Below are 23092 nucleotides of genomic sequence, written 5' to 3'. Positions count from 1 at the left end.
GATGAATGCCATTTCTAAAAAACTAAGACAGTTTGAGATGGAGCGTGGTCTGCCGGCTACTGTCATCGGAATTAAAGAAGCGAAACTTGCCTTCGCGCATGTTAGTTTTTCACTCGTTGCCTTATTGATCGGTGGTTTATGTGGACTATTGCAAACGATGGTACGTACAGGTGCCATCCCAGAAATCGCCGGAATCGGATATTATGAGCTTCTGACCGCTCATGGATTAATGCTTGCGATCGTCTTTACGACACTATTCATTTTTGGGTTATTGTTCTCATTTTTAGGTCAATCATTTGGACGATTTGAAGATTTTCCACGACGTCTCGGATGGGTCGGATTCTGGTTCATGATTCTTGGTGTCATCCTCGTCACATGGATGGTACTTGCAGGAGAAGCTTCCGTCCTCTATACATTCTATGCCCCACTCAAGGCACATCCTGTATTTTATATCGGACTCGTCATCTTCGTCGTCGGAACATGGATTGCTTCGGGTGCCATGTTCCGCATGTATGCTGATTATAAGCGGGAACACCCTGGTGTTCATCCACCCCTGCAAGCGTACATGAGTATCATGACTGCCTTGTTATGGGTCGTTGCGACACTCGGCGTAGCAGCGACGATTCTCTTTCAGTTACTTCCTTTATCCCTCGGTTGGACGGATAAGGTCGGGATTGAACTATCGCGGACACTATTTTGGTACTTTGGTCATCCACTCGTCTATTTTTGGTTGTTACCTGCTTACATTGTCTGGTATACCGTCATTCCGAAAATCGTTGGAGGAAAGATTTTTTCTGACGCGTTAGCACGTATGTCATTTTTATTGTTCCTACTCTTTTCGTTCCCGGTCGGTTTTCACCATCAATTGTTAGAACCAGGAATCTCAGCATTTTGGAAGTATATCCAAGTCGTCTTGACGTTCCTCGTCATCATTCCATCATTGATGACAGCTTTTTCGATGTTTGCGACATTTGAACTCGCTGGACGTCGAAAAGGAGCGACTGGGATATTTGGTTGGGTGAAAAAAATGCCGTATCGTGATGTCCGTTTCCTTGCACCGTTCATCGGGATGTTGTTCTTCATTCCTGCAGGTGCGGGTGGTGTCATCAATGCATCGCATCAACTGAATATCATCGTCCACAACACGTTATGGGTCACCGGACACTTTCATATTACGGTCGGTGCCGCTGTGGCATTGACGTTCTTCGGAACAGCGTACTGGCTTGTTCCTCTCTTACGTGGTCGGACGTTGACAGCGGCAATGAATCGTATCGGGCTTATTCAAACGGCTGCCTGGACGATCGGAATGCTCTTCATGTCGACGGCGATGCATATTTCAGGTCTACTCGGTAATCCAAGACGGACCGGTCCGGCCGGCTATTTCAAGGATTCGATCGTCGCCGACTGGATTCCGTATCATGTTGCCATGGCGATTGGTGGAACGATTTTGTTCATCTCGATTCTCTTGTTCTTATATGCCATGTTCCAGCTTGCTTTCCGGACACCAAAAGGAACGGAAGAATTTCCGATCGCTGAAACAGAAGAAGAAGCGATGGCAACGCCACTCTTCTTTGAGAACTGGAAGTTATGGATCTTCGTGACATTCGCTTTGATTGCGTTTGCGTATACGGTACCAATCTGGCATATGATCGAAAATGCTCCTCCAGGCGCTCCAGGATGGAAGCTCTGGTAAATGATATAACGAAAAGCAAAGAACCCCAGATTGTTTCCGAGTAGGAGACAATCTGGGGTTCTTGCGTGAGCTGAAGGAATAAGTAATGAAGTGCTAAATCTTATTTGACGAGATTATGCTTGAAGGCATAGACGACGGCTTGTGTGCGGTCTACGACATCGAGTTTTGATAAGATGTTCGAGACGTGTGTCTTGACAGTTTTTAAGGAAATGAATAATTCGTCTGCAATTTCTTGGTTCGCCATACCACGTGCCATCAATTGAAGGACTTCTTGCTCACGTTCCGTTAAATCATCATGCAAATGTGTCGTGGGACGACGGAGACGTTCCATCATTTTACCCGTCACTTGTGCTGCCATGACAGATTGACCGTTTGCGGTCTTACGAATCGCTTCTGCAATATCAAAAGCGCTAGCTGTCTTTAAGACATAACTCATCGCACCGGCTTCGATGACAGGATAGACCTTCTCATCATCGAGAAAGCTCGTCACGACAAGAATTTTTGCTTCCGGCCAGTCTTTGCGGATCAATCGTGTTCCTTCGACACCGTCGACTGGCTCCATCACTAAATCCATTAAGATGACATCCGGTCGGTGTTCAAGCGCAAGCAGGGCTCCCGCTTGACCATCCGATGCTTCAGCGACGACTTCGATGTCTGGTTGTGTGGAAAGGAAAGCAGACACACCGGCCCGGACCATCTCATGATCATCTACTAATAATACGCGTATCATACTTGCACCATCCGATCTTTTCTAAGTTTTACTTCGATTTGGGTACCTTGCCCTGGAACACTGATGAGTCGGATCGTTCCGCCCATCTCAGCCGTTCGTTCCCGCATTGAATTAATGCCGTAAGAAGCAAGTTTTTTTTCATCAACGACGAACCCAACACCATCATCATTCATGCTCAGGATGATCGTTTCGTTGAATTGCCGGAGTTCAATATCCATATGAGACGCTTTTGCATGACGTAGTGCATTTGTTAATCCTTCTTGGACGATTCGGAATAGCTCGTTTTCGATTTGTCGTGGCAGTGACATCTCTTCTAACTTCCAGCTCAATTGCGTGGATTGCTTTCTAGATAATTCTTCGAGTAGCTGAGAAAGTCCTTGTTGCAACGTCATCCCTTCGAGTTCGACGGGACGGAGCTGAAGCAACAGGGAACGCATTTCAGACTGAGCCGTTTGCGCCATCGTTTCGACCATCTCAATCTGTTTAGCTGCAGCTTCAGGTTGAGACAAAATCGTTTGTTTGGCAGCTGTCGTCATCATCGAGATGGCATAGAGCTGTTGCGAAACGGAGTCGTGCAGATCGCGTGCGAGTCGCTTGCGTTCTTCTGTGACAGCTTGAACTCTTACTTGTTCGACATGTTGCGGACGCGTACTGATCTTTTGTACCGTTTCGACTTGTTCGTCGATGCGTTTCCCGATCCGCGACAGACGTGTCAACGTATGAAAGTAGGGACCTGGAACAATCGTGACATCCTTTCCTTGCTCGAGTTCAATGATGGCAGTCGTGACACGCTTGAAGTCACGTCTTAAGAAAAAGTAATGCATGCTTCCGATCGCAAGCGGCAGAAGTAACGATAGTCCGATGACGAGCAGAAGGACAGGGAAATCTTGTTGACGGACAAAGAGGACATGCCAATCGACTTGACGTGTACTTAAGAACAATAACGTCGTCATGACGGCTGTCAGAAAGCCCGTCATGACTTGGAGCGCAATGACACCAAGCGGGAATTGATCACGCTTCATATCGAAGACACCTCCACATTGCCAATGCCGAGCATGACATGAATACGCACTTTACGCGTTGCCTCACTGTATTCAGGTGCTCGAAATTGAATACGTCGATTAAAGAAGGTCGGGATCCGGCGGATGTCCGTCTTGACACTTCCGAAGCCGATTGACGTATCGAGCGTATAGTCGTATCCGGACGGTAACAGAATTCGGACGTCCCCGACGACGCCACTAACGACAATCAAAGTCTCACCTTCCGGGACATAAGCGTGCGTCAAATCAATTTCTAAATCCTTGACGATGAACTGTTCACTTAAATCCTGTAAGACGTACGGTGCATCGGCTTGGGTCGAGAAGGAATAAGCGGGCTGAATCTTGATGCCTTCCTCTTCATATTGATGCGGTGCAATCCGTGAAAATAAAAATTCGCGGACGGAATGCCGTGTCACGAGAATGATCCCAAGATAGAGCAAAATCCCGGCAATGACAAAACCGATGGCAGCCGAACTGAGAACAACGCCAGCAAGAATGATCGTACCGACGATGTAGAATAGAATCGCTAATTTTTCATGATTACGGCGCCGGAAATGGATTCCGACGTAATACAGCAGGAAAGGAAATAAGACACCAAATAATACGTTTCCTGCACCGGATAATAGGTCGTAGAACAGACCGAGGGCGAACAGGATCGATACGTAACCGACCAGTTGTTTCGTACTTAATCGTCGCACGATCAATCTCCTTTCTAACATGACAAAGGGAGGCATACGCCTCCTTCGCCATTGACTGCTTATTGGTGAATGCGGCGCTCGAGCTCAGCGATACGCGCATCGATATCATCTTCATCGACGACAGGTTGTTTTGCTTCTGGTTCTTCCGCTGTGAACGGATGTGCTTCTTCCTTTATAGTAGCATTTGGTTCACGATCTAGCACCTGGTTCATCTTGTTTTTTAAGTTCGAGACGTTTTCACGCATCATCCATTCGTACCGTTTATTTTGTAAATCTTCAAGCTTTAATTTCAACTCGAGCGCTTCGCGTTCTAGCTCGTTCAACTCGCGTTTCGTCTCAGCGACAAGTTCTTCGAAGAATCGGTATTGTTCACCATAATGTTTCGATTCGATGGCTGCACGTTCAGCCAGTTGTTGTTCACCGGCTTCGTTTGCGATTTCCACTTGCTTAAAACGTTTGTCGGCTAAATCCTTCGCTTCTTCTTGTTTCTGTGTCAACTCTTGTAATAACGTCCGTTGACGCTCGAGGAGTCGATCAATCTCTTTTAAGTCAGCTTCGGTTGAGCGAATATGACGAACCAGTTTTTTAGCAGGTACTTCGCCCTGTTCGGCTGCTTTTTTGACTTCCGTCATCATCTGTGTCGCAAAATCATTGAGTTGATCAAATACGTTCTTCATGAAAAATTCCTCCTTGGAAGTGGCAAATGGTATAGGGTCATGCTTTTGATTAAAATCGTTTTTCGTCTAGGTCTTTCCAATCCGCTTCAAAGTGCGTCGTTGATGTACGGCGGCGGGCAAATAAGTTTTGAACGTCGACACGCTGTAATTTCATACGCATGTAACCGACGTACAATGCGATTGCCGCGACGATTCCGATGACAGCCCAGATGTTCGAGAGGGCAAGCCCAATCCCGATGGCTGCGATGAATCCGAAGCCAAGTTTAGCTGACCATTTTTTTGACTGCATGAACTTACTGATGGAATAGAACGCGAGCAACGCTCCTAAACCGAGTCCGATCATGTGAGGTAATGTTCCGATGACAACGGCGAGTAATGCCAGTCCCGCAAGAATCATCACCACTTGTTTTCCTTTCGATTGCTTCATGAGGAAGCCTCCCTTGTGTTAATACCTTTATGATACGGGAGTCCCTTGATTCACACGACGCTCTTTGGACCGTATTTGCTCTCGGACTTAAGGCGGAGAGAAGGTCTGACTTTGAGGGAAGCGCTATCAGAATGAACGATTGATATGATATTCTAGAAAGGAATCGAATTGAGAGGAGTGATGTTGATGAGTGCAACTATCAACGCTAAAAAAGTAACATGTGTCGGAAACCAGGGAGGGGTTTCCCTCCCTTAAATCAGAGGAGGAAACCATTTGAACGAATGGGGTACACCACCTGTCTACGAAACGACAGGAACAGAACGATTAGGACGGATCATAGCTGTCTATCAAACGCATTATCGCGTCATGACAGAAGAAGGAGAGTCGCTCAGCGAACTGTCTGGTAAACTGCGTTTCCAATCTACGACAAAGGCAGAATTGCCGGCAGTTGGAGACTGGATCATTCAAACAGAGCGAGAACCGGGGAAGGGACGGATTGAGCGTGTTTTACCTCGATCGTCTCAATTTTCGCGAAAAGTAGCGGGCACAGAAACCGAGGAACAAATCATCTGCGCGAATGTCGATGTCGCCTTGCTTGTCATGGCTTTTGGACATGACTTCAACGTCCGTCGACTGGAACGTTATTTAACAGTTGCTTGGGATGCAGGGGTGACGCCTGTCATCGTCCTGACGAAAAAGAGTTTGATGGCGTCGATCGAAATGGAACTACAGGCTGTCGAAGCAGTCGCGTTCGGAACATCAATCCTTGCCGTTGATTCTTTGAGCGGTGACGGATTAGAAGCGTTGCGTGAACAGTTACAAATCAAGCAGACGATCGTGTTAGTTGGATCGTCTGGTGTCGGGAAATCGACGCTTGTCAATGCTTTAGCTGGAGAACAGTTAATGGAAACAGGGGGCGTACGGGAAGACGATGAACGGGGACGTCACACGACGACGCATCGCGAACTGAAACGACTTGCGAATGGTCTATTGCTCGTCGATACACCAGGGATGCGGGAATTAGCTTTGTGGGACGGAGGTGACGGTTTATCGTCGACCTTTTCCGATATTGAAGAACTTGCTGAGAACTGTCGTTTCCGAAACTGTGAACATGACAAGGAACCAGGATGTGCCGTACGAACTGCTTTACAGGATGGAATGCTATCCACCGAGCGCTGGAATAGCTTCGTAAAGCTAAAACGAGAAATCGCTTATGCGGAACGTAAGCAAAACGCTGCGTTACAGGCAGCGGAGAAAGACAAGTGGAAAAAAATCCACAAACAAGCACAAGCGCATACGAAAGTGAAGTATCAAAAGCGATAATACGAACGACATACGAAAAGCATCTGCAACGAAGAAAGAGTACGTCTCTTTCTCAGTGCAGATGCTTTTTCGCATTATTCTTTTTCGGGAGATTCATTGGATGCCGTATTAAACGGTACGATCCCCGTTAAAGCATCGAGCCGGGTTAAATCGGATTGAATTGCTTCAAGGTCACTGTGGCGCGCGTTTCGTACGGTAGCAGTTCCAACTGGATGATCTTCGAATCCAGCCGTTAAATCAAATGTCCGATTCGATAGACGATCGGTAAAATAGCGATCGTGAGAGACGAAGAGGAGTTCGCCCGGGAAGACATCAAGTGCGGCTTCAATTTGTTCACGTGTTGCGAGATCCAAATAGTTAGTCGGTTCATCTAGAATAAGCAGATGCGCACCAGAAAAATAAAGGCGTAAGAAAGCAATTCGGCATTTTTCACCCATGCTGGCGTCAGTAATCGACCGATAAACATCATCGCGCCGGAATAAAAAACAGGCGAGCAGTGTCCGGGCATCCGTTTCACTCATTGTTCCGAATTCGAGTAATGCATCTAACAAAGGACCTGACGTCGGTAAGTGGGAAAGCGCTTGTGAAAAATAGCCGGTTTTTAATCGAGGATGGCGTAGCACTCTCCCTTGATTCGGTATATATTCTCCTTCAATGAGACGAAGTAAGGTCGTTTTTCCGCTTCCATTCGGTCCAGTAACGGCAATCCGGTCACTGCGATCGATCGAAAATGAGATGTCGTTTAGAATGGTTTTCGTCCCATGCCTAAATGTGACGTGTTCGAACGAAACGAGTCGCTTCGCATGAATCGCTTCATGTTCGAATGCTACGTGAACAGTCGGTGCGACCTCGGGTTTTTTGACACGGTCCTCTAACAGACGTTCAAGCTGTTGTTCTTTTGCTTTGACCTTTGTTGCGTGTTTAGCGGCTTTCTTTTTCGCATATGGATCGCGTTCACTAGCTTGATCCGAAGCTTTTTGATGCCACTGCCGATAGCCTTGGATCATGCGGGTTAGTTCTTTGCGTGTGCGTTCTTGTTTTTCATACGCTCGTTGCTGTGACAAGGCTTGATGTTCCTTTTGTTCTTTATAGAACTGGTAGTTTCCGTTATACCGCGTTGCTCCTGATTCGGATAGTTCAATGACGGCATCTGCCGTCGCATCGATGAAAAATCGTTCGTGTGAGACATAGAGAATCGAGACCCGTGACGTGTTGACCCATTCGGTGAGCCAATCGAGTGTCTCTTGATCCAGGTGATTCGTCGGTTCATCGAGAATGATGAAATCAGGTCGCAACAGAAGTAGACAGGCAAGTTGAAGGCGTGTCTGTTCACCACCGCTTAAACTGGATGCTTCGTGTCTCCAGAGTACTTCATCTAGTTTCACTTCTTTTAAGACGCGCGTCGCATCTGCTTCAAGCGAGAAGGCGTCCAGATCAAGTGCTTGTTGATAGACCGTCAAGTCACCGTTCATGGCGTCAGCGCGAAGTTGATAACGGACTAAATCTGCTCGTTCGACGACATCGAGAACGGTGTGATTGCCCGCTACGAAGTGTTGTGATAGTAGACCGAGTTTTTTGAAATGACGCTTGATCGAACCGTCAGTCGGCTGAAGTTGGTCAGCGATTAAGTGTAACAATGTCGTTTTTCCGATGCCGTTCGGACCAATCAAAGCGACGTGTTCGCCAGCATGAATATGAAAGGAGACGTCCGAGAAAAGGCGTCGTTCGTCGTAATCCATCGATAGGTGTTGAATCGTAAGTGTTTCAGTAGGCATAAAAGCAGCTCCTTTAGGTTTCATTTCCAGTAAGATGAAATGAAAACACACCATCCGAAGCGCGCGGATGGTGTGCAGGAGTAACTCAAAGAAGGCGATGACCAATGACCGGTCACACCGAAAAAGAGCAGACTCGTAGCGTCAGACATCCGCAACTGCATTGCGAAAGAGATGATTTCATTCATCAAGCGACGTGTACGAGTGATTGCTTCATTTCGGTGTTGTACCTCCTGTTCATAATCTATGACGTCATTGTAACAAAATGGAAAAGTTAACACAAGTATGATTCAAGAAGCGTTTGTGCAGCATCTGCTTCTTCTGGCGAAGGAGGAAGAACGTCCGTCAACGGATAAGCAAGACCGAGGTTTTCCCACTTATAGACTCCAAGCTGATGATATGGAAGTACTTCGACGCGCTCGACATTTCCGAGCGTTCGGATGAACTCACCGGTCTGACGCAGGAAACGTTCAGACATCGTAATGCCTGGGACAAGAACGTGGCGAATCCAGACGGGGATGTTTCGCTCAGCTAGGCGTTTTGCGAAGGCGAGTGTATTAGCGTTACTCCGTCCGGTCAAGACACGACAAGCGGCATCGTCGATATGTTTGACATCAAGTAGAACTAAATCCGTCGCATCGAGAATCGCATCGATGTTTTTCGGAATCACTGATCCTGCGGTATCGATGACAGTATGCAATCCATTTCGTTTCGCTTCTGTTAAAGCAGCCTCCAGGAATTCTGGCTGAGCGAGTGGTTCACCTCCAGAGAAGGTGATTCCGCCACCTGTTGCCTTGAAGAAGGAGCGATAGCTGATCGCTTCTTTTATGACTTCGTCTGCTGAAACACGACGTCCGCAACCAAATTCCCAGGTATCGACGTTATGACAATATTGACATCGTAGTGGACACCCTTGCGTAAAGACGATGAATCGAATGCCTGGACCATCGACCGTTCCACATGATTCAACAGAGTGAATCATCCCTTGCGTCATCCTGCTCACTTCCTTTCACATACTAAACTATTTAGAGAGAACCGTGGAATGTTCGATTGATGACATCAATTTGTTGTTCACGCGTCAATTTAATGAAGTTGACGGCATAGCCGGATACTCGAATCGTCAATTGTGGATACTGCTCCGGATGCTCCATGGCATCGAGTAAAGTCTCACGATCGAAGACGTTGACATTTAAGTGATGACCTTTTGAAGTCGTACCACCCATATATCCGTCGAGTAAACCGACCGTATTACGAATACGTGTTGCGTCATCCTTACCAAGCGCTTTTGGAACGATTGAGAACGTGTACGAGATACCATCGAGTGCATGTTCATAAGGTAGTTTCCCGACAGATGTCAGAGCAGCGACAGCACCACGCGTATCACGTCCATGCATCGGATTAGCCCCCGGTGCGAATGGTTCGCCAGCGCGACGACCATCTGGTGTATTCCCTGTCTTTTTACCGTAGACGACATTTGAAGTGATCGTCAGAACAGACTGTGTTGGGAGTGCACTCCGGTACGTGGGATGTTTACGGATTTTTTCCATGAATAGTGTCACGAGATCGACAGCCATTTGATCGACCCGTTCATCGTTATTCCCGAACTTCGGAAATTCGCCTTCAATCTTGAAATCAACTGCAATACCGTCTGCATCTCGGATCGGACGGACTGTCGCGTAACGGATGGCAGATAGACTATCAGCGACGACCGATAATCCAGCGATACCACATGCCATCGTCCGTAAAATTTCTGGGTCATGTAAGGCCATTTCAATCCGTTCGTAACTATATTTATCGTGCATGTAGTGAATGACATTGAGAGTGTTGACATATAGTTCTGCTAACCAATCGAGTTGACGATCGTAAGCCGCCATGACGGTTTCGTAATCTAGTACTTCATCAAGCATCAATGGTGTTGCTGGGGCGACTTGGATTTTGAGCTTCTCATCGATTCCGCCATTGATCGTATAGAGTAATGCTTTCGCAAGGTTCGCCCGTGCACCGAAGAATTGCATCTGTTTACCGATCCGCATCGCGGAGACACAACAAGCGATGCCATAATCGTCACCGTAGACTGGTAACATCAGATCATCGTTCTCATATTGAATCGAGCTCGATACGATCGACATTTTCGCACAAAACTCCTTAAATCCACGTGGAAGCTGAGTGGACCAAAGAACAGTTAGGTTCGGTTCCGGTGCCGGACCAAGCGTCGAGAGCGTATGCAGGAAGCGGAATGAACTTTTCGTTACGTTTGATCGACCATCTTCGCTCATCCCACCAATCGATTCCGTAACCCACGTCGGATCACCCGAGAAGAGATCGTTATAGTCTGGTGTCCGTAAGAACTTGACGATTCGAAGCTTCATAACGAAATGATCGACGAGTTCTTGTGCTGTTTCTTCCGTTAGTCGACCCGTCGCAAGATCACGTTCGATATAGATGTCGAAGAACGTCGAAACCCGACCGAGTGACATGGCGGCACCATTTTGCTCCTTGATCGCAGCGAGATAAGCAAGGTAGACCCACTGGAACGCTTCTTGTGCTGTTTCCGCTGGACGAGAGAGATCAAAACCATAGCGTGTTCCGAGTTCAGTCAGTTCCGTCAGGGCACGTAATTGCTCATTCATCTCTTCGCGATCACGAATCATTGATTCAGAGAGGAATCCGCCGCGCACTTTCAAGTCCCGTTTGCGATCTTCAATCAAACGTGTTGTACCGTACAAAGCGACGCGACGATAGTCGCCGATGATTCGACCGCGTCCGTAGGCGTCTGGTAGTCCTGTAATGATGCCAGCTTTACGTGCGGCGCGCATTTCTGGCGTATAGGCATCGAAAACGCCTTGGTTATGTGTCTTCCGGTATTCACTAAAAACTTTCGTCACGGTCTCATCTGCTTCAAATCCGTAAGCAGCTAAAGCGTCGTTTACCATGCGAATTCCGCCATTCGGATGAATCGAACGTTTGAACGGTTCGTCCGTCTGCAAGCCGACGACTTTTTCAAGTGATCGATCGAGGTAACCCGCATCGTGCGATAGAATTGTTGAAGGTGTTTTGGCATCGACGGCGTAAACTCCACCACGTTGTTGTTCTTCATTCGTCAGCTGTAGAATTTGTTGCCAGAGTTGTTCCGTTGCTTGCGTTGGACCAACTAAAAAGTGATCATCTCCTGTATATTCCGTGCGATTGAGCCGGATGAAGTTTGCGACATCGATTGCGTTTACCCATTCACCAGACGTAAAGGTCGCCCAGCCACTCGTTTTCTCTAATAACATAGATACCACTCCTTTAGAATTGAGTTACTCATCAGTTCCTTATGTGAATAGTGTAACAAAAGGAGGGATGTATTCCCTTTACGTTCATGTGAATGTTCTAACAAGTGAAGAAACGTTGATATGACGCGCTTTCTTTATTTCTGTGTTCATATGAGAATAGTTCAGAAAAAACAGTTTGGTGTTGCTAATTCAAGGTTTTCTAGAAACTGTATGAGTGGAATTGAAAAAGAGTTATTAGAACAGTTGAAACTGTGAGGAATGTCACGCGACGGTATCTTGTGTTTTTAGGACGTATCGTTGACAATGAAAAAGGGAATATAGAACGTGGAGGTGTGCCAAATGGAGTATGTGTCATTAACACAACAAGGAGACTATCAGTCAGGAGACTGGGTCTCGCTAAAAATCGGTTCGGACGGTTCAACACGAACTGGTATGATCACGGAATTCGAAAGCGATGGATTCTGGATTCGATTTGAAGATGATTTTGATTATGAAGACTTTATCGGCTATGATGAATCGTATTGGATTGCGCTTGTTCGTCGTCCAGTGGATGTAAAAGCGACGTATGCAAGTCTTGCAGAGTATCCGGCACTCGCTGCTGAGTTACAGGATCGTGTCATCCAAGGGTTTGAGATTCTAGAAGAAGAAGCTGATGAAACAGAAATCCGGTTCCACATTCGATTGCTCGATGCAGGGAATGAATATACACAAACGTTACGGGGTTACCGTGATGGATCAGGAGATCATGTCGAATACGTAACGGCATGATGGAATTAAGAGAGTAGGAGAAATCGTTATGAATTTTACAAAACCATTTTTACAGGAAGCATGGGAGCGAGCACGTTTTACGGAGTTGATGCCTGTTCAAGAACAAGCGATTCCATTGTTGCGCGAAGGAAAAGATGTTCTTGCTGAAGCCCCAACAGGAACAGGGAAGACGCTTGCCTATGTTATTCCAGCTTTAGAAAAGATTGAAGTAGAAGAGCCTCACGTACAAGTCGTCATCACAGCACCAACTCGAGAACTCGTCATGCAAATTCATCAAGTCATCCAATTATTTGCTCAAGGAAGTGGTATTAAATCCGGTGCATTCATTGGCGGCGTTGAATTGAAGCGACAGTATGAGCGATTGAAGAAAAAACCACAAATCATTGTTGGTACACCTGGACGTCTCGTCGAGTTGATTGATTCAAAGAAGCTGAAGATGCATAAAGTGAAGCTGATTGTTTTAGATGAAGCGGATCAAATCTATGAGAGTGGTATGAGTGACTCGGCGACGCGGATCGCAAACAGTGCATTACGCGATCGTCAACTGGCATTCGTATCAGCGACGTTACCAGAACGGACAGCAGAATGGGGACGGACGCTTGCGAACGATCCTGAAACGATTCGTGTCGAACGTGCCGTCAGCACTCAAGTGACATTTGGTTATCTAGAGACATCACGTCGTCAAAAACCAGAATTGTTACGTCGTCTTGCGAACATGCAAGGATCAAAAGTACTCACATTCATCAACAATCGTTCTTTCCTCGGTCCGTTGAATGGCGAATTGAGTAAATTCTCATTAAAGTATCGGATTCTAGACGCTGAAAAAGGGAAACGTGAGCGGATGGAGACATTACGTTCTTATAAAAAAGGGGAGTTCCCCTTACTCGTCACGACAGGTCTTGCAGCACGTGGACTTGATATCGAGGCGGTCACGCACGTCGTTCATTACGATTTGCCGGAGTCGCTTGACGATTTCGTTCACCGTTCAGGACGGACAGGACGTGGAAATGCAAATGGGATGGTACTCGCTCTTGTAACGGATCAAGACTTAAAGCACTTAAAAACACTTGCGAAGCAAATGGGTGTTGAGATGGAACCAATGGAAATTTACCGTGGTGAAGTGATTCCAAAACGTGAATTCACAGCTCCTCAGACAATTAAGCGACCGGCTACTCCTCACCGGAAAGGGCGATCGAAATGAAGAACGATCGAAAAGTAATTCCATTTCCGACGACGGTTTCTGAAGCGGAAATGAATGCAGCCTTGAAGAAAATGTATCAAGAGGCGGCAACAGCACGTAGTACGGATTGGGTCGCTTTCATTGAAGAGATCGCGACAGAAGGACGTTGGTATTTAAAAGATGCTGAACTGTTCCGGGACCTATTCGTTGACTGGGCAATCTTCTATGAAACGGATGATCAAGGGAAAACGCCTCACGGTCGTTTTCTCGAGCAAGTAAAAGAAGAGTTGTCTCCTAGTCTCTATCGTGCCTTACGTGGATTAGCAGACCCGATGCCCTCATTATTTCAGGTCGAGGCGGATGGCGTCGTTGATTTAATGTCAAAACAAACGTATCAGACCGATTTGACTGAGATTGAAGTCGAAGTGGGTGATTTATTAGTTGGGAAACTACTCTACATTTCGGGGAAATGGCGTTTTGCGATTGCCTACATGAAGGTAGCGCGCGCATTAGTACCTGAAGTCCTTGCCTTGCTAACCGATTTCGTAGATGAAGTGGGAGAAGACGCGTTACTTCGTCAGTATCCCGAATTTTGTGCAGAGTTAATCGATTTGCTACTTGATATCGAAGAAGGTAACATTGCACCAAGACCAGAAGAATAAAACGAAAACCTAGCATGAGTTGACCCCAATCGCAGGCAACTCATGCTAGGTTTTTTTCATGAATCGGCGCGATACAAAGCGACATCGTTTTTATCCCGGTGCTTCACGCGGTACATCGCAAGGTCGGCTTGTTTTAAGCATGTTTCAAGATCGGATTGATCACGTGCCGTCACACCGATACTTGCAGAAACAAGCAAAGATTGCCCCTTGTATACATAAGGACGTCTTAAATATTGTAAGAAGGATTTACATTTCCGACGTAAAGATAGTTCGTCATCAGCTTGCAAGAGAACCGCAAATTCATCTCCACCGAGTCGATACACCTGTTCTAAAGCATTCGTATGATCATGTAATCGTTTTGCGACTTCAATTAATACATAATCGCCGGCCTCATGACCATACGTATCATTGACTTGCTTGAAACCATCTAAATCGACCACTGCTAGATAATTCATCTCGGGTAAACGATCCGAAAAATCTCGTTCTAAGGAACGACGGTTACCGATACTTGTTAAAGCGTCATGGTAAGCATGGTACTCAATCTGCTTCTGTCGAATTTTTCGTTCAGTAATATCATGTAAAATCGTAAATCGTCCCATTGAAGTCGAAGCGATTTGAATTGGAATATCAATGACTTCATACTGTTTTTGCTGTTCATCTTCATACTCATCAATATCTGTTTCAAGTGTCTCTAACAAGTGACGCATCGTACGTGGAACCTGTTCAATTGTCATATCGGGCAAATGAAACAAACGTTGTGCAGCTAAATTTGCGTATAGAGCAGTTCCGAATTGATCAAGTCGAATCATCGGATCAGGATGACCGAGAAAAAGTGGAATCACTTGCTGTTCGCTCTCTTGGATTTGTTGTTTTCGATGCTCGATGCGTGAAGCGAGTTGTTCGTTTCGTTCATGCAATTGAGCGACGATCAATCCATGCTGACGAGCAATCAAGATTTGTCGAACGATTAACAAAAATAAGATGATAAAGATATCAAGTTTTCCACCTTCTTGTTCCACCATATAGTGGATGAATAAAGGAACGGCTAGTAAAGGAAGCCACGAACGGGGAATGACCTTCGTTCGAGCAGTTCCTTCTTCAATATGATCAACATGCCATAAAATCGCTGCACTTTGTGCTAAGCGAATCAATATCGGGAAGAATAGCAGATAATTCGCTGAGAAATCTGGAAAATAGACACTTGAGATTTCAAAGATACCGCGAATGAAAATGGACAAGAATAATAAAAATAACGCCATCCGGGATACCCAGTGTGTTTCTTGGATGAACGTGAAATAGAAGAAAACAAACAAACCAAGCGACGTGTTCGTAATGACGATAATGGCATAGGGAACAGTTTGAAGCCCTGGATTCGTCAGTTCATTGAGAACGTGAAACGTGACAAGTCCGATGAAAACAACAATGATGGCGGCATCTACGAATGCGAGCACGTGTTGTCCGAGTGTCCGTTTTGTGATGATTCGATAAAAGATAGCGTATAAAAAGACGTAATGGGATAACGAAAACAAAATCAGACTGTACACGGCGGGAACTGAACCATCTAAATCAAAGAAGCGCAAAGTTTCAAGAATGGACCCAATACAGGATAAAACTAGCGATCCTAAAGCAATCAGCCAAAATTTACGTCGGGGTACGACCAATGTTTGTTCCTTGCGATAGGCAGTCAAAATAAAATATGCAATCAAGCAAAGTGATACATATTGAAGCCCTTGTTCCACGATTCGATTAGAGATGGAGGGTGTCCATGTAGCAAGGATCATTAAGGCAAAGGAAATCAACAGCATGGCAGGGAACCAACGCGTGAAATAGTTTGATTTAACCATGCAATTCCTCCTAACGTTTGATTTGAGTTGCGAATAAAAAGTTATTTTTTTCGGTATTCTTGATGTGATACATGGCTTCATCTGCCCGAATCAATAACTGTTCTGAACTTTTACCATCTTCAGGATATAAGGAAATCCCGATGGAAGGTGTGATATGAAGCGTATGTGGGTCGATAAAGAACGGATGATTCAGGACTTCGAGAACATGTTCAGCAAATTGTCGTGTTTCCGAAGCTGATGCCTGAATGAAAATCAAGAACTCATCTCCCCCAAGACGTGCAACGAGATCCGTTGTCATCGCCATGGACTGCAGGCGTATTGCTGTTTCTTGTAACAGTAAATCACCGATATCATGTCCGTAGGTATCATTGATTTGTTTGAAGCCGTCCAAATCAATGAATAACAAGGAGCCGTAATCTAGAGTCGGGAGCATGAGATAAAGCTGCTCTTCAAAGTAACGTCGATTTGGTAAACGCGTAAGCGAATCGTGATATCCCATCCGTTCGAGCCATACTTCCTGTTGGTGGTCTTCCGTAACGTCCGCTAAGATGACAAAATAGCGCTTCTGATCTGGGACATCGATCACGGTCGTATTCAAAAAATATTCTGGATGTTCCTCTGTAGCAGGTATATGCAATAGATGAAACGGAAAGCTCAGTTGTTCCTGTTTTAGCAGAGGGATGAGTTGATTTAATTGCCAACGTTGACTCGGTCCAAGTGGAAAATCGTTCCATCCTGTAGCTGCCGCCGCTGGGTTAACCGATCGAATGTGATACATGTCATCGATTTCAAGAACGATTTCTGGATAGGATAAAAATAAGGACGTTAGTTCTTGTTCTCGCAATTGTAACAATGCCGTTTTTTGATGGACAATATCTTCTAAATTCGTTTGTAGTGCGGTTGTTTCCTGTAATAGTCGTAGATTTTCCCGATATGAAAAAAGCTGACGCGTTAAAAACAATAAAAACGTAATGCCGACAGACAGCAAGAAAAAGATTCGGGAGACAGGAAAGAATGTAATATAGAGAATTAGCGCAGATAATAAGATATAAGCCATTAAGGAACGCATGATTGTTTCGACGCGAATAAGAGTAACTTGCTGTTCACGAATAATCGGAAGGGTACGAGTATTCATAAAAGCGATGAGAAACAGACTGCTGAGTGGATATAACGGAAGCAACTGACCTGCTATTTGTGGTTCACCGTTCAATAATGTTGTATAAAAAATAAAGTTTGTCATACCGAGAATGAATGTCCCGAGTACTAGATAGATGAAGCTTAATCTTGAAACATTCCGTTTTAACCCGGAAGCGTAAAGTAAGAAAAAGAACAACGTCAATAAAATCGTCAAGAAGGCATAGAAGGTCCAACTGATTTGCTCGAGCATCGTTCGTGTATAAGAGGGGATAAAGCGAAAAATCGCAATATATCCAGCAATCATAGAGACAGTGAACAATGTCAAAGAGTCGAGAATCAATAACTTTTGTTTTTGAAATAGCCTTAAATCCAATTGCTGAAAAAAGAAAATAACCATCATCGTTAAATGAATCGTATAAGGAACATCTAACAAAACGTTCAAATTAACATCGTCCCATTGCAAGAGACGTCCCATCATATTCAGCAAATCTCCAAAGAAATAAGCAAAGAAAGCAATGGATAACCATCTATACATGAAAGAAGGATGCTGGAGAGAACCCAATAGACTAAGTACGAAAATAACAAATGATCCGGTTAAACTGATGATTGCTGAAAGTTGTAGTGAACGATCTAGTGGTAATAGCGATAGCAAGGTATAAGTGACAACTAAGTAAATGGAGACGGTAAGGTAGAGATTTTGGATCATCCGTGTCACGGAAACTCCTCCTTTCGCAACACCTGCTTAAAACGAAATATGCTATATCATTACCCGATATCTAGTATGAATTCACATTTATTTTCATATTTAAATTGAAATTAAGAGTCTATTCCCATTTAATGAAAAAAGCGGGGTTCTTCTTAATGAAGAACTTCCGCTTATTCATATCACTGATTGGATTGACGGTACGACTCAAATGCTTCGATTTTTTCAGATAGATACGTCCAATATTCCATCCGTTCATCAAGCGTTGCTTTCGTTTTTTCAATGGATTGATACAATTCATTGACCTTCCCGAGATCACTTCCTGCCGAAGCAAGTTCAGCTTCTAATTGTTCTAGCTCGGCTTCGCTCTCTTCGATTTGTTGTTCAATGACATCCCAATCCTGTTGTTCTTGATAGCTCAACTTCTTCGGTGCCTCTGCTTTTAGTGGAGCAACTGAAGCGATTTTTTCAACGACTACTGAAGGAGTAGGTGTTGTGATTTGCTCAAGATAGTCCGTATATTGTCCGTAATAAAAAACAATAGTCGCGTCTTCAAAAGCAATCAGACGATCAACGACCCGATCAAGGAAATAGCGATCATGACTAACAGTGATGACGGTGCCAGGGAATGATTCTAAATAGTCTTCGAGTACCGATAACGTCTCGGTATCTAAATCATTCGTCGGCTCATCGAGGAAGAGGACGTTTGGTTCTTCCATTAAAATCGTCAACAATTTCAGACGACGTTTTTCACCACCGGATAGCTTACCGATTTGTTTGTATTGTGCTTCTGGTTTAAAGAGAAATTGTTCGAGCATCTGACTTGCCGTAATCTCCTCACCAGCGAGAGTCGTAATGACTTTTGCAATCCGTTCGACTTCATCGATGACGCGTCGTTCTGGATGCGTGAATTCAGCAAATTGACCATAAAAGCCGATCTTCACTGTTTCGCCGTGAATGATTTCACCGGTTGTCGGCTCTAAACGTTTCGCAAGGATTGAAAGAAGCGTTGATTTCCCACTACCATTTCGTCCGACGATTCCATATCGTTCTTTCCGTCCAATCAGGGCGTTGAACGACTCAAACAGTGTTCTATCACCAAATCGATGCGAGACGTCATGTGCTTCGATGACTTTTTTGCCAAGACGCGTCGAACCAACCTGGACTTCGAGCGTCGACTCTTCTTCTTCGTATGAGAGATCTTGCAAGGCATCAACGCGCTGAATCCGAGCTTTTTGTTTCGTCGTCCGTGCTTTAGCACCGCGGCGTAACCAAGCAAGTTCACGACGTAGAATGTTCTGACGCTTTTCTTCCATAGAAGCAGTTCGTTCGCGACGTTCGGCACGTTTTTCGAGAAACGATTCATAGTTTCCGACATAGAAGTAAGCCGTTCCGTTCGCAATCTCCATCATATGATTCGTGACACGATTCAAGAAATAGCGATCGTGAGTGATCAGTAAGATAGCACCACGGTATTCCTTGATTTGAGTCTCAAGCCAGCTGATTGTCTCAGCATCGAGTTCGTTCGTCGGTTCATCGAGTAACAGGAGATCGGCTTCGTCGAGTAACGCTTCCGCGAGTCCGACACGTTTTCGTTGTCCTCCGGAAAGAGAACCAATCAACGCATTCAAGTCGAGAATACCGAGTTTGTTTAAGATCATTTTTAAGCGCGATTCCGTATCCCACGCTTGCGCAGCATCGACTTCGGTCTGAGCGACGATGAAGCGGTTCAGCAACGTCTCGCTCGTGGGATCCTGTTCGAGTGCTAGACGCGCCGTTTCATAGTGTCGTAATGCGTTGATTGTCGGTGTATCACCAGACAGCAAGACTTCCATGACGGTTTGATCTTCGGGATAATCCGTCGTTTGCGACAGCAAACGGATACGATAATCATTTGGATGGTGGATTGTACCGGCGTCTGCTGTCTCTTTATTTGCTAAAATATGCAGGAGAGTCGATTTACCAGTACCGTTGACACCAATGATGCCGATTCGGTCACCAGGCGAGACGGAAAATGTGACATCCTCGAAGACGATTTTATCAGCGAATTCTTTTTTGAGATTTTCTGCTTTCATTAACATATTAGACACCTTCTACAATCTGTTTGATTTGATGTTCGACCATATGGACAAGTTCTTTCTGTGTCATTGTACTTGGATCAATCGACGGTAAAATCGTAACTTCGACTGTAGCCGGGCGAATCTTACCCGTCTCTTCCATAACACGATAACTACCGGAAATCGCGACGGGTACGACACGAGCGCCGCTTGAAGTCGCAAGCGTAAAGCTTCCCGCTTTGAATTCCGCCATCGGTCCACCTTTTGAACGTGTTCCTTCAGGGAAAATGATCATCGATTGTCCGTCTTTGATCGTGTCGACACCAGAGCGAATTGCTTTTAGAGATTGACGTCGGTCTTTTCGGTCAATCATGACACACCCCATCAAATTCATCCAAACATTGACGATCGGAATTTTATTCACTTCGATTTTTGAGATGAATGCTTTCGGTTTGTCGATTTTTCCAAGTAGAATCGGGACGTCAAAGTTCCCTTGGTGATTCGAAATGAAAACGACAGGCTCATTTGCCGGGATGTGTTCTTGTCCCGTCACGTTTACACGAACACCAGCGAGTCGAAGGAGAGAGTTTGCCCATGCGCTTGCTACGCGCTGGACGAATGCATAGCGTGCGAGGTGAGTTCGACGTTTTGCACTAGGTAAAAAAGGTAAGGTACAGGGTAAGACAAGTCCAAAATAAATGAACCAAATGACAGTACGTATCATGGTGAAGTAACAGCTCCTTTTTTTCATTGCTGATGTTATTGTACAAAAAAAGACCGGGTGTCGCACCCAGTCTACGTGATTATTCCCAGTAACGAGGCTCAGATTCCTCTTCGCTTTCTCCTAGTTCGAAGGTAAGGCGACGTGTTGTTGGATCAACAGAGAACGTAGCGTTCGTATTGTCGATCTGTTTGATCTCCATCGTCTCCTCATCCAAAATGAGAGTCAAGCGGACCTTATCTTCGTGATCTACGAGCAGTACGCCATCTTCCTTCAACCATAAATCGATGACAGGTGAGTAGCGAAGTGTCCAACCGTTTGATAAAGGGATTTCGTTCATAATGAATCTGTTCCTCCTAGATGATGAAATCGTGTTCCTTACTTATCATGCTGGTCTGTCGCGGAGAATGCAAGTGGTGTACTCGAATCGCGATCAGGATAAGCAATCTGATAAGATTGTTCTCGTTTTTTCATACGTTCATATTGTTTTTGGACACGACGATGTTGGATATATTCAATATAAGTAAGATAGGAAGTGCGAATCAACTGACGAATTGAGGATAGCGACAGGCAAATTGCTAATGTAAAGACGAATACACCGATTGAACCGGTGTAAAAGCCAGTGACAAAGCTTAAATATGTAGTGATGAGACCCGCGATCGTCGTGAATAAATAGAAGAGCACGTTCGTTTCCTCCTCAGAAATTAAGATGATGGCATATTCATTTAATTCGAGGTCAAATATGATTTTCCTTTATCGTCCTGTAAATGTCCGGAAAAAACAAAAAAATCCACACGAAAGGTGTAGATTTTAAGGGCGATCGATTTGTTGAAGCGCTGGTGTCTTCGGTGTCATATCTGTATTGTTCGATCCTTCTGCGAAAACGATTCCGATCGTAGCAAGGAAAGCGAAAAATGCAAAAACCAATGTTTTCGTGAAGCGTCGTGCGAACGAACGCGATTGAATGTTATGAAACATTTTTATCCCCCATATTTACCTAAACTAAACCTTCTTTTTCCTATTGTTTAATCATATATCTTTTTTTCAAAAAAATCACGCAAATGTGTTCCGTTCACAAATATGTCACATCTAGCACTATGTGGTCGATATCAGAGATGAATGAAAAAAGAGTATAGTATGGTAGGGAAAGAACAGCAGAACGATTCGAGAAGACTTGAATTGATTCAAATATAGAGAGGAGATGACCCGAAATGGGATTACGCGCAGGACAGGTTGTCACATTAAAAGTAGAACGCGAAGCAGAGTTCGGAGTGTTTCTAACAGATGGAAACGAAGATGTGTTGTTGCATAACAATGAACAAACACAGAAAGTAGGCATCGATGAACAGGTCGAAGTCTTCTTGTATCAAGATAATGAAGGGCGTCTAGCATCATCGATGACGATTCCAGAAGCATCATTTGAAGATTACGTCAAAACGACAATCAATGGAACACGTTATAACACAGGAGTATTTGCAAATATCGGTATTCAAAAAGACGTACTCGTCTCACTTGACGATTTACCGCAACGACGCATGTTTTGGCCAGAAGAAGGCGATCAACTCTTCATTCGTCTTAAACATGACCAGAAGCTTCGTTTACTCGGAGACCCTGCACCATATGCTTACTTCAACTTGCGTGCAAAGCCGGCACCAGAAGAGTGGAATAACATGGACGTAGAAGGTCTCGTCTTTTCACAACGCGAGCCAGGCGTCAATGTTTGGGTTAACGATCAGTCGATTGGATTCTTGCACGAACGCGAGATGGAACGCTGGCCGCGTCTTGGAGAAGTGTTGAAATTACGAGTGACAAATGTAAAACCAGATGGTACAGTATTACTTTCAGCACGACCACGTGCCTTTGAAGCCATCGATACAGATGCGGAGTTGATTTTGAACCATCTACTTGAACATGATGGTCAGATGCCGTATGGTGATAAGACAGCTCCCGAAACGATCGACGAAGTATTCGGTCTCAGTAAGGCAGCATTCAAACGAGCGCTCGGTCGCCTGTTGAAGGATAAAAAAATAGAAAAAAATGAAACGGGTATTCAGTTAACGAAATAATCGAACTGAATAAGCCTGCGTTTCGAATAGATAGTAAGGAATTCATCATTTTGGTGGTTGCGGCTGGTATTACCGGCGACCATTTACTGAATATACCCCATCACTAGTGGGGGCACGCGATGACGTTTCATCGCACGGTCCGGGCACTTCGCCTTTCCCTCGCCCTTATGGCAACGATTATGATGGTGACTTCCCTAAACATTATTATTATAAGAGAAACCACTCTATCTTTATGTGATAGATTCTGTTATAATAGGTAGTCGATTGTATTCGTTACGGTAGCGTCTGTTTAGTGGCAGACGCTTTTCATATGACAAAG

The 23092-nt window shown here is 45.0% G+C and carries 21 protein-coding genes; 6 read left to right on the top strand and 15 right to left on the bottom strand.

The genetic code is table 11. The features are described from left to right. Position 1: 1 nt before the first annotated feature. Complete coding sequence (locus ACV3PA_RS15555; RefSeq protein WP_053452227.1) at positions 2–1693, top strand: b(o/a)3-type cytochrome-c oxidase subunit 1; 1692 nt, start codon at positions 2–4, stop codon at positions 1691–1693. A gap of 100 nt (positions 1694–1793) precedes the next feature. Here ACV3PA_RS15555 and ACV3PA_RS15550 read toward each other — a convergent pair whose 3' ends face one another. The 5 genes from ACV3PA_RS15550 to ACV3PA_RS15530 are packed head-to-tail and all read right to left on the bottom strand — an operon-like array spanning position 1794 to position 5265. Continuing rightward, on the bottom strand, positions 1794–2423 hold the full coding sequence (locus ACV3PA_RS15550; protein WP_023467256.1) for a response regulator: 630 nt from the start codon (positions 2421–2423) through the stop codon (positions 1794–1796). After that, a complete protein-coding gene (locus tag ACV3PA_RS15545; protein WP_053452226.1) occupies positions 2420–3445 on the bottom strand; it encodes a sensor histidine kinase in 1026 nt (341 codons plus the stop codon). The genes ACV3PA_RS15550 and ACV3PA_RS15545 overlap by 4 nt, the downstream gene beginning before the upstream one ends. Continuing rightward, a complete protein-coding gene (gene liaF / locus ACV3PA_RS15540) occupies positions 3442–4161 on the bottom strand; it encodes a cell wall-active antibiotics response protein LiaF (protein WP_053452225.1) in 720 nt (239 codons plus the stop codon). The genes ACV3PA_RS15545 and liaF overlap by 4 nt, the downstream gene beginning before the upstream one ends. A 59-nt stretch (positions 4162–4220) precedes the next feature. Then, positions 4221–4838: a PspA/IM30 family protein gene (locus tag ACV3PA_RS15535; RefSeq protein WP_053452224.1), complete on the bottom strand. Its 618-nt coding sequence runs from the start codon at positions 4836–4838 to the stop codon at positions 4221–4223. Between the two features lie 49 nt (positions 4839–4887). Further along, positions 4888–5265, bottom strand: a complete 378-nt coding sequence (locus ACV3PA_RS15530) for a lmo0954 family membrane protein (protein WP_456125181.1) — start codon at positions 5263–5265, stop codon at positions 4888–4890. 273 nt (positions 5266–5538) lie between these two features. On the opposite strand from ACV3PA_RS15530, the gene rsgA reads away from it, so the two are divergent. Further along, positions 5539–6588 carry a ribosome small subunit-dependent GTPase A gene (gene rsgA / locus ACV3PA_RS15525; protein ID WP_456125180.1) on the top strand — a complete coding sequence of 350 codons (1050 nt, stop codon included), beginning with the start codon at positions 5539–5541 and terminating at the stop codon, positions 6586–6588. A gap of 74 nt (positions 6589–6662) precedes the next feature. Here the strand turns inward: rsgA and abc-f are convergent, their stop codons facing one another. The 3 genes from abc-f to pflB all read right to left on the bottom strand — a co-directional run bounded on the left by abc-f (position 6663) and on the right by pflB (position 11635). Further along, positions 6663–8363, bottom strand: a complete 1701-nt coding sequence (abc-f, locus tag ACV3PA_RS15520; RefSeq protein WP_456125179.1) for a ribosomal protection-like ABC-F family protein — start codon at positions 8361–8363, stop codon at positions 6663–6665. A 271-nt stretch (positions 8364–8634) separates the two neighbouring features. Next, entirely contained in the window at positions 8635–9354 is a 720-nt protein-coding gene (pflA, locus tag ACV3PA_RS15515; protein WP_456125178.1) for a pyruvate formate-lyase-activating protein, read from the bottom strand. 31 nt (positions 9355–9385) lie between these two features. Further along, complete coding sequence (gene pflB / locus ACV3PA_RS15510) at positions 9386–11635, bottom strand: formate C-acetyltransferase (protein WP_456125177.1); 2250 nt, start codon at positions 11633–11635, stop codon at positions 9386–9388. 339 nt (positions 11636–11974) lie between these two features. Here pflB and ACV3PA_RS15505 point away from each other — a divergent pair, with 339 nt between their 5' ends. From ACV3PA_RS15505 to ACV3PA_RS15495, 3 genes are read left to right on the top strand one after another with little or no spacing between them, the layout of a single operon-like run. After that, a complete protein-coding gene (locus ACV3PA_RS15505; RefSeq protein ID WP_053452218.1) occupies positions 11975–12403 on the top strand; it encodes a hypothetical protein in 429 nt (142 codons plus the stop codon). A 28-nt stretch (positions 12404–12431) separates the two neighbouring features. Beyond that, the gene (locus tag ACV3PA_RS15500) at positions 12432–13604 is read left to right on the top strand and encodes a DEAD/DEAH box helicase (RefSeq protein ID WP_035412637.1); all 1173 of its coding nucleotides are present in this window, start codon (positions 12432–12434) and stop codon (positions 13602–13604) included. Continuing rightward, entirely contained in the window at positions 13601–14245 is a 645-nt protein-coding gene (locus tag ACV3PA_RS15495) for a hypothetical protein (protein WP_053452217.1), read from the top strand. Before ACV3PA_RS15500 ends, ACV3PA_RS15495 begins: the two co-directional genes overlap by 4 nt. Positions 14246–14301: 56 nt before the next feature. On the opposite strand, the gene ACV3PA_RS15490 is transcribed toward ACV3PA_RS15495, so the two are convergent. The 7 genes from ACV3PA_RS15490 to ACV3PA_RS15460 all read right to left on the bottom strand — a co-directional run bounded on the left by ACV3PA_RS15490 (position 14302) and on the right by ACV3PA_RS15460 (position 21685). Then, complete coding sequence (locus tag ACV3PA_RS15490; RefSeq protein WP_456125176.1) at positions 14302–16089, bottom strand: diguanylate cyclase domain-containing protein; 1788 nt, start codon at positions 16087–16089, stop codon at positions 14302–14304. A 10-nt stretch (positions 16090–16099) separates the two neighbouring features. Further along, positions 16100–17932, bottom strand: a complete 1833-nt coding sequence (locus ACV3PA_RS15485; RefSeq protein ID WP_235504827.1) for a GGDEF domain-containing protein — start codon at positions 17930–17932, stop codon at positions 16100–16102. A gap of 179 nt (positions 17933–18111) precedes the next feature. After that, positions 18112–20010, bottom strand: coding sequence for an ABC-F family ATP-binding cassette domain-containing protein (locus ACV3PA_RS15480; RefSeq protein WP_053452214.1), 1899 nt, complete (start codon positions 20008–20010; stop codon positions 18112–18114). A 1-nt stretch (position 20011) separates the two neighbouring features. Then, positions 20012–20710, bottom strand: a complete 699-nt coding sequence (locus tag ACV3PA_RS15475; RefSeq protein ID WP_053452213.1) for a lysophospholipid acyltransferase family protein — start codon at positions 20708–20710, stop codon at positions 20012–20014. 79 nt (positions 20711–20789) lie between these two features. Next, a complete protein-coding gene (locus tag ACV3PA_RS15470) occupies positions 20790–21047 on the bottom strand; it encodes a hypothetical protein (RefSeq protein WP_023467272.1) in 258 nt (85 codons plus the stop codon). Between the two features lie 38 nt (positions 21048–21085). Further along, positions 21086–21391 (bottom strand): hypothetical protein, encoded by a 306-nt coding sequence (locus ACV3PA_RS15465; protein WP_053452212.1) that lies wholly within the window; start codon positions 21389–21391, stop codon positions 21086–21088. Between the two features lie 126 nt (positions 21392–21517). Continuing rightward, a complete protein-coding gene (locus ACV3PA_RS15460) occupies positions 21518–21685 on the bottom strand; it encodes a hypothetical protein (RefSeq protein WP_200904879.1) in 168 nt (55 codons plus the stop codon). A 233-nt stretch (positions 21686–21918) separates the two neighbouring features. Here ACV3PA_RS15460 and ACV3PA_RS15455 point away from each other — a divergent pair, with 233 nt between their 5' ends. Continuing rightward, entirely contained in the window at positions 21919–22773 is an 855-nt protein-coding gene (locus tag ACV3PA_RS15455) for a CvfB family protein (protein WP_456125175.1), read from the top strand. The last annotated feature ends 319 nt before the right edge of the window (positions 22774–23092 follow it).

The organism is Exiguobacterium sp. EA-TM-5, from assembly GCF_053878415.1.
The sequence above is the reverse complement of the archived record's forward strand: the minus strand, read 5'-3'. Positions and strand labels throughout refer to the sequence as shown.

Coding starts and splice junctions, on each gene's coding strand:
- ACV3PA_RS15470 (WP_023467272.1), bottom strand. CDS start 21,047: ATGAACGAAATCCCTTTATCAAACGGTTGGACACTTCGCTACTCACCT.
- ACV3PA_RS15555 (WP_053452227.1), top strand. CDS start 2: ATGAATGCCATTTCTAAAAAACTAAGACAGTTTGAGATGGAGCGTGGT.
- ACV3PA_RS15530 (WP_456125181.1), bottom strand. CDS start 5,265: ATGAAGCAATCGAAAGGAAAACAAGTGGTGATGATTCTTGCGGGACTG.
- ACV3PA_RS15545 (WP_053452226.1), bottom strand. CDS start 3,445: ATGAAGCGTGATCAATTCCCGCTTGGTGTCATTGCGCTCCAAGTCATG.
- ACV3PA_RS15490 (WP_456125176.1), bottom strand. CDS start 16,089: ATGGTTAAATCAAACTATTTCACGCGTTGGTTCCCTGCCATGCTGTTG.
- ACV3PA_RS15505 (WP_053452218.1), top strand. CDS start 11,975: ATGGAGTATGTGTCATTAACACAACAAGGAGACTATCAGTCAGGAGAC.
- abc-f (WP_456125179.1), bottom strand. CDS start 8,363: ATGCCTACTGAAACACTTACGATTCAACACCTATCGATGGATTACGAC.
- ACV3PA_RS15500 (WP_035412637.1), top strand. CDS start 12,432: ATGAATTTTACAAAACCATTTTTACAGGAAGCATGGGAGCGAGCACGT.
- ACV3PA_RS15550 (WP_023467256.1), bottom strand. CDS start 2,423: ATGATACGCGTATTATTAGTAGATGATCATGAGATGGTCCGGGCCGGT.
- ACV3PA_RS15480 (WP_053452214.1), bottom strand. CDS start 20,010: ATGTTAATGAAAGCAGAAAATCTCAAAAAAGAATTCGCTGATAAAATC.
- ACV3PA_RS15485 (WP_235504827.1), bottom strand. CDS start 17,932: ATGATCCAAAATCTCTACCTTACCGTCTCCATTTACTTAGTTGTCACT.
- ACV3PA_RS15535 (WP_053452224.1), bottom strand. CDS start 4,838: ATGAAGAACGTATTTGATCAACTCAATGATTTTGCGACACAGATGATG.
- ACV3PA_RS15455 (WP_456125175.1), top strand. CDS start 21,919: ATGGGATTACGCGCAGGACAGGTTGTCACATTAAAAGTAGAACGCGAA.
- pflA (WP_456125178.1), bottom strand. CDS start 9,354: ATGACGCAAGGGATGATTCACTCTGTTGAATCATGTGGAACGGTCGAT.
- ACV3PA_RS15495 (WP_053452217.1), top strand. CDS start 13,601: ATGAAGAACGATCGAAAAGTAATTCCATTTCCGACGACGGTTTCTGAA.
- ACV3PA_RS15460 (WP_200904879.1), bottom strand. CDS start 21,685: ATGTTTCATAACATTCAATCGCGTTCGTTCGCACGACGCTTCACGAAA.
- ACV3PA_RS15475 (WP_053452213.1), bottom strand. CDS start 20,710: ATGATACGTACTGTCATTTGGTTCATTTATTTTGGACTTGTCTTACCC.
- pflB (WP_456125177.1), bottom strand. CDS start 11,635: ATGTTATTAGAGAAAACGAGTGGCTGGGCGACCTTTACGTCTGGTGAA.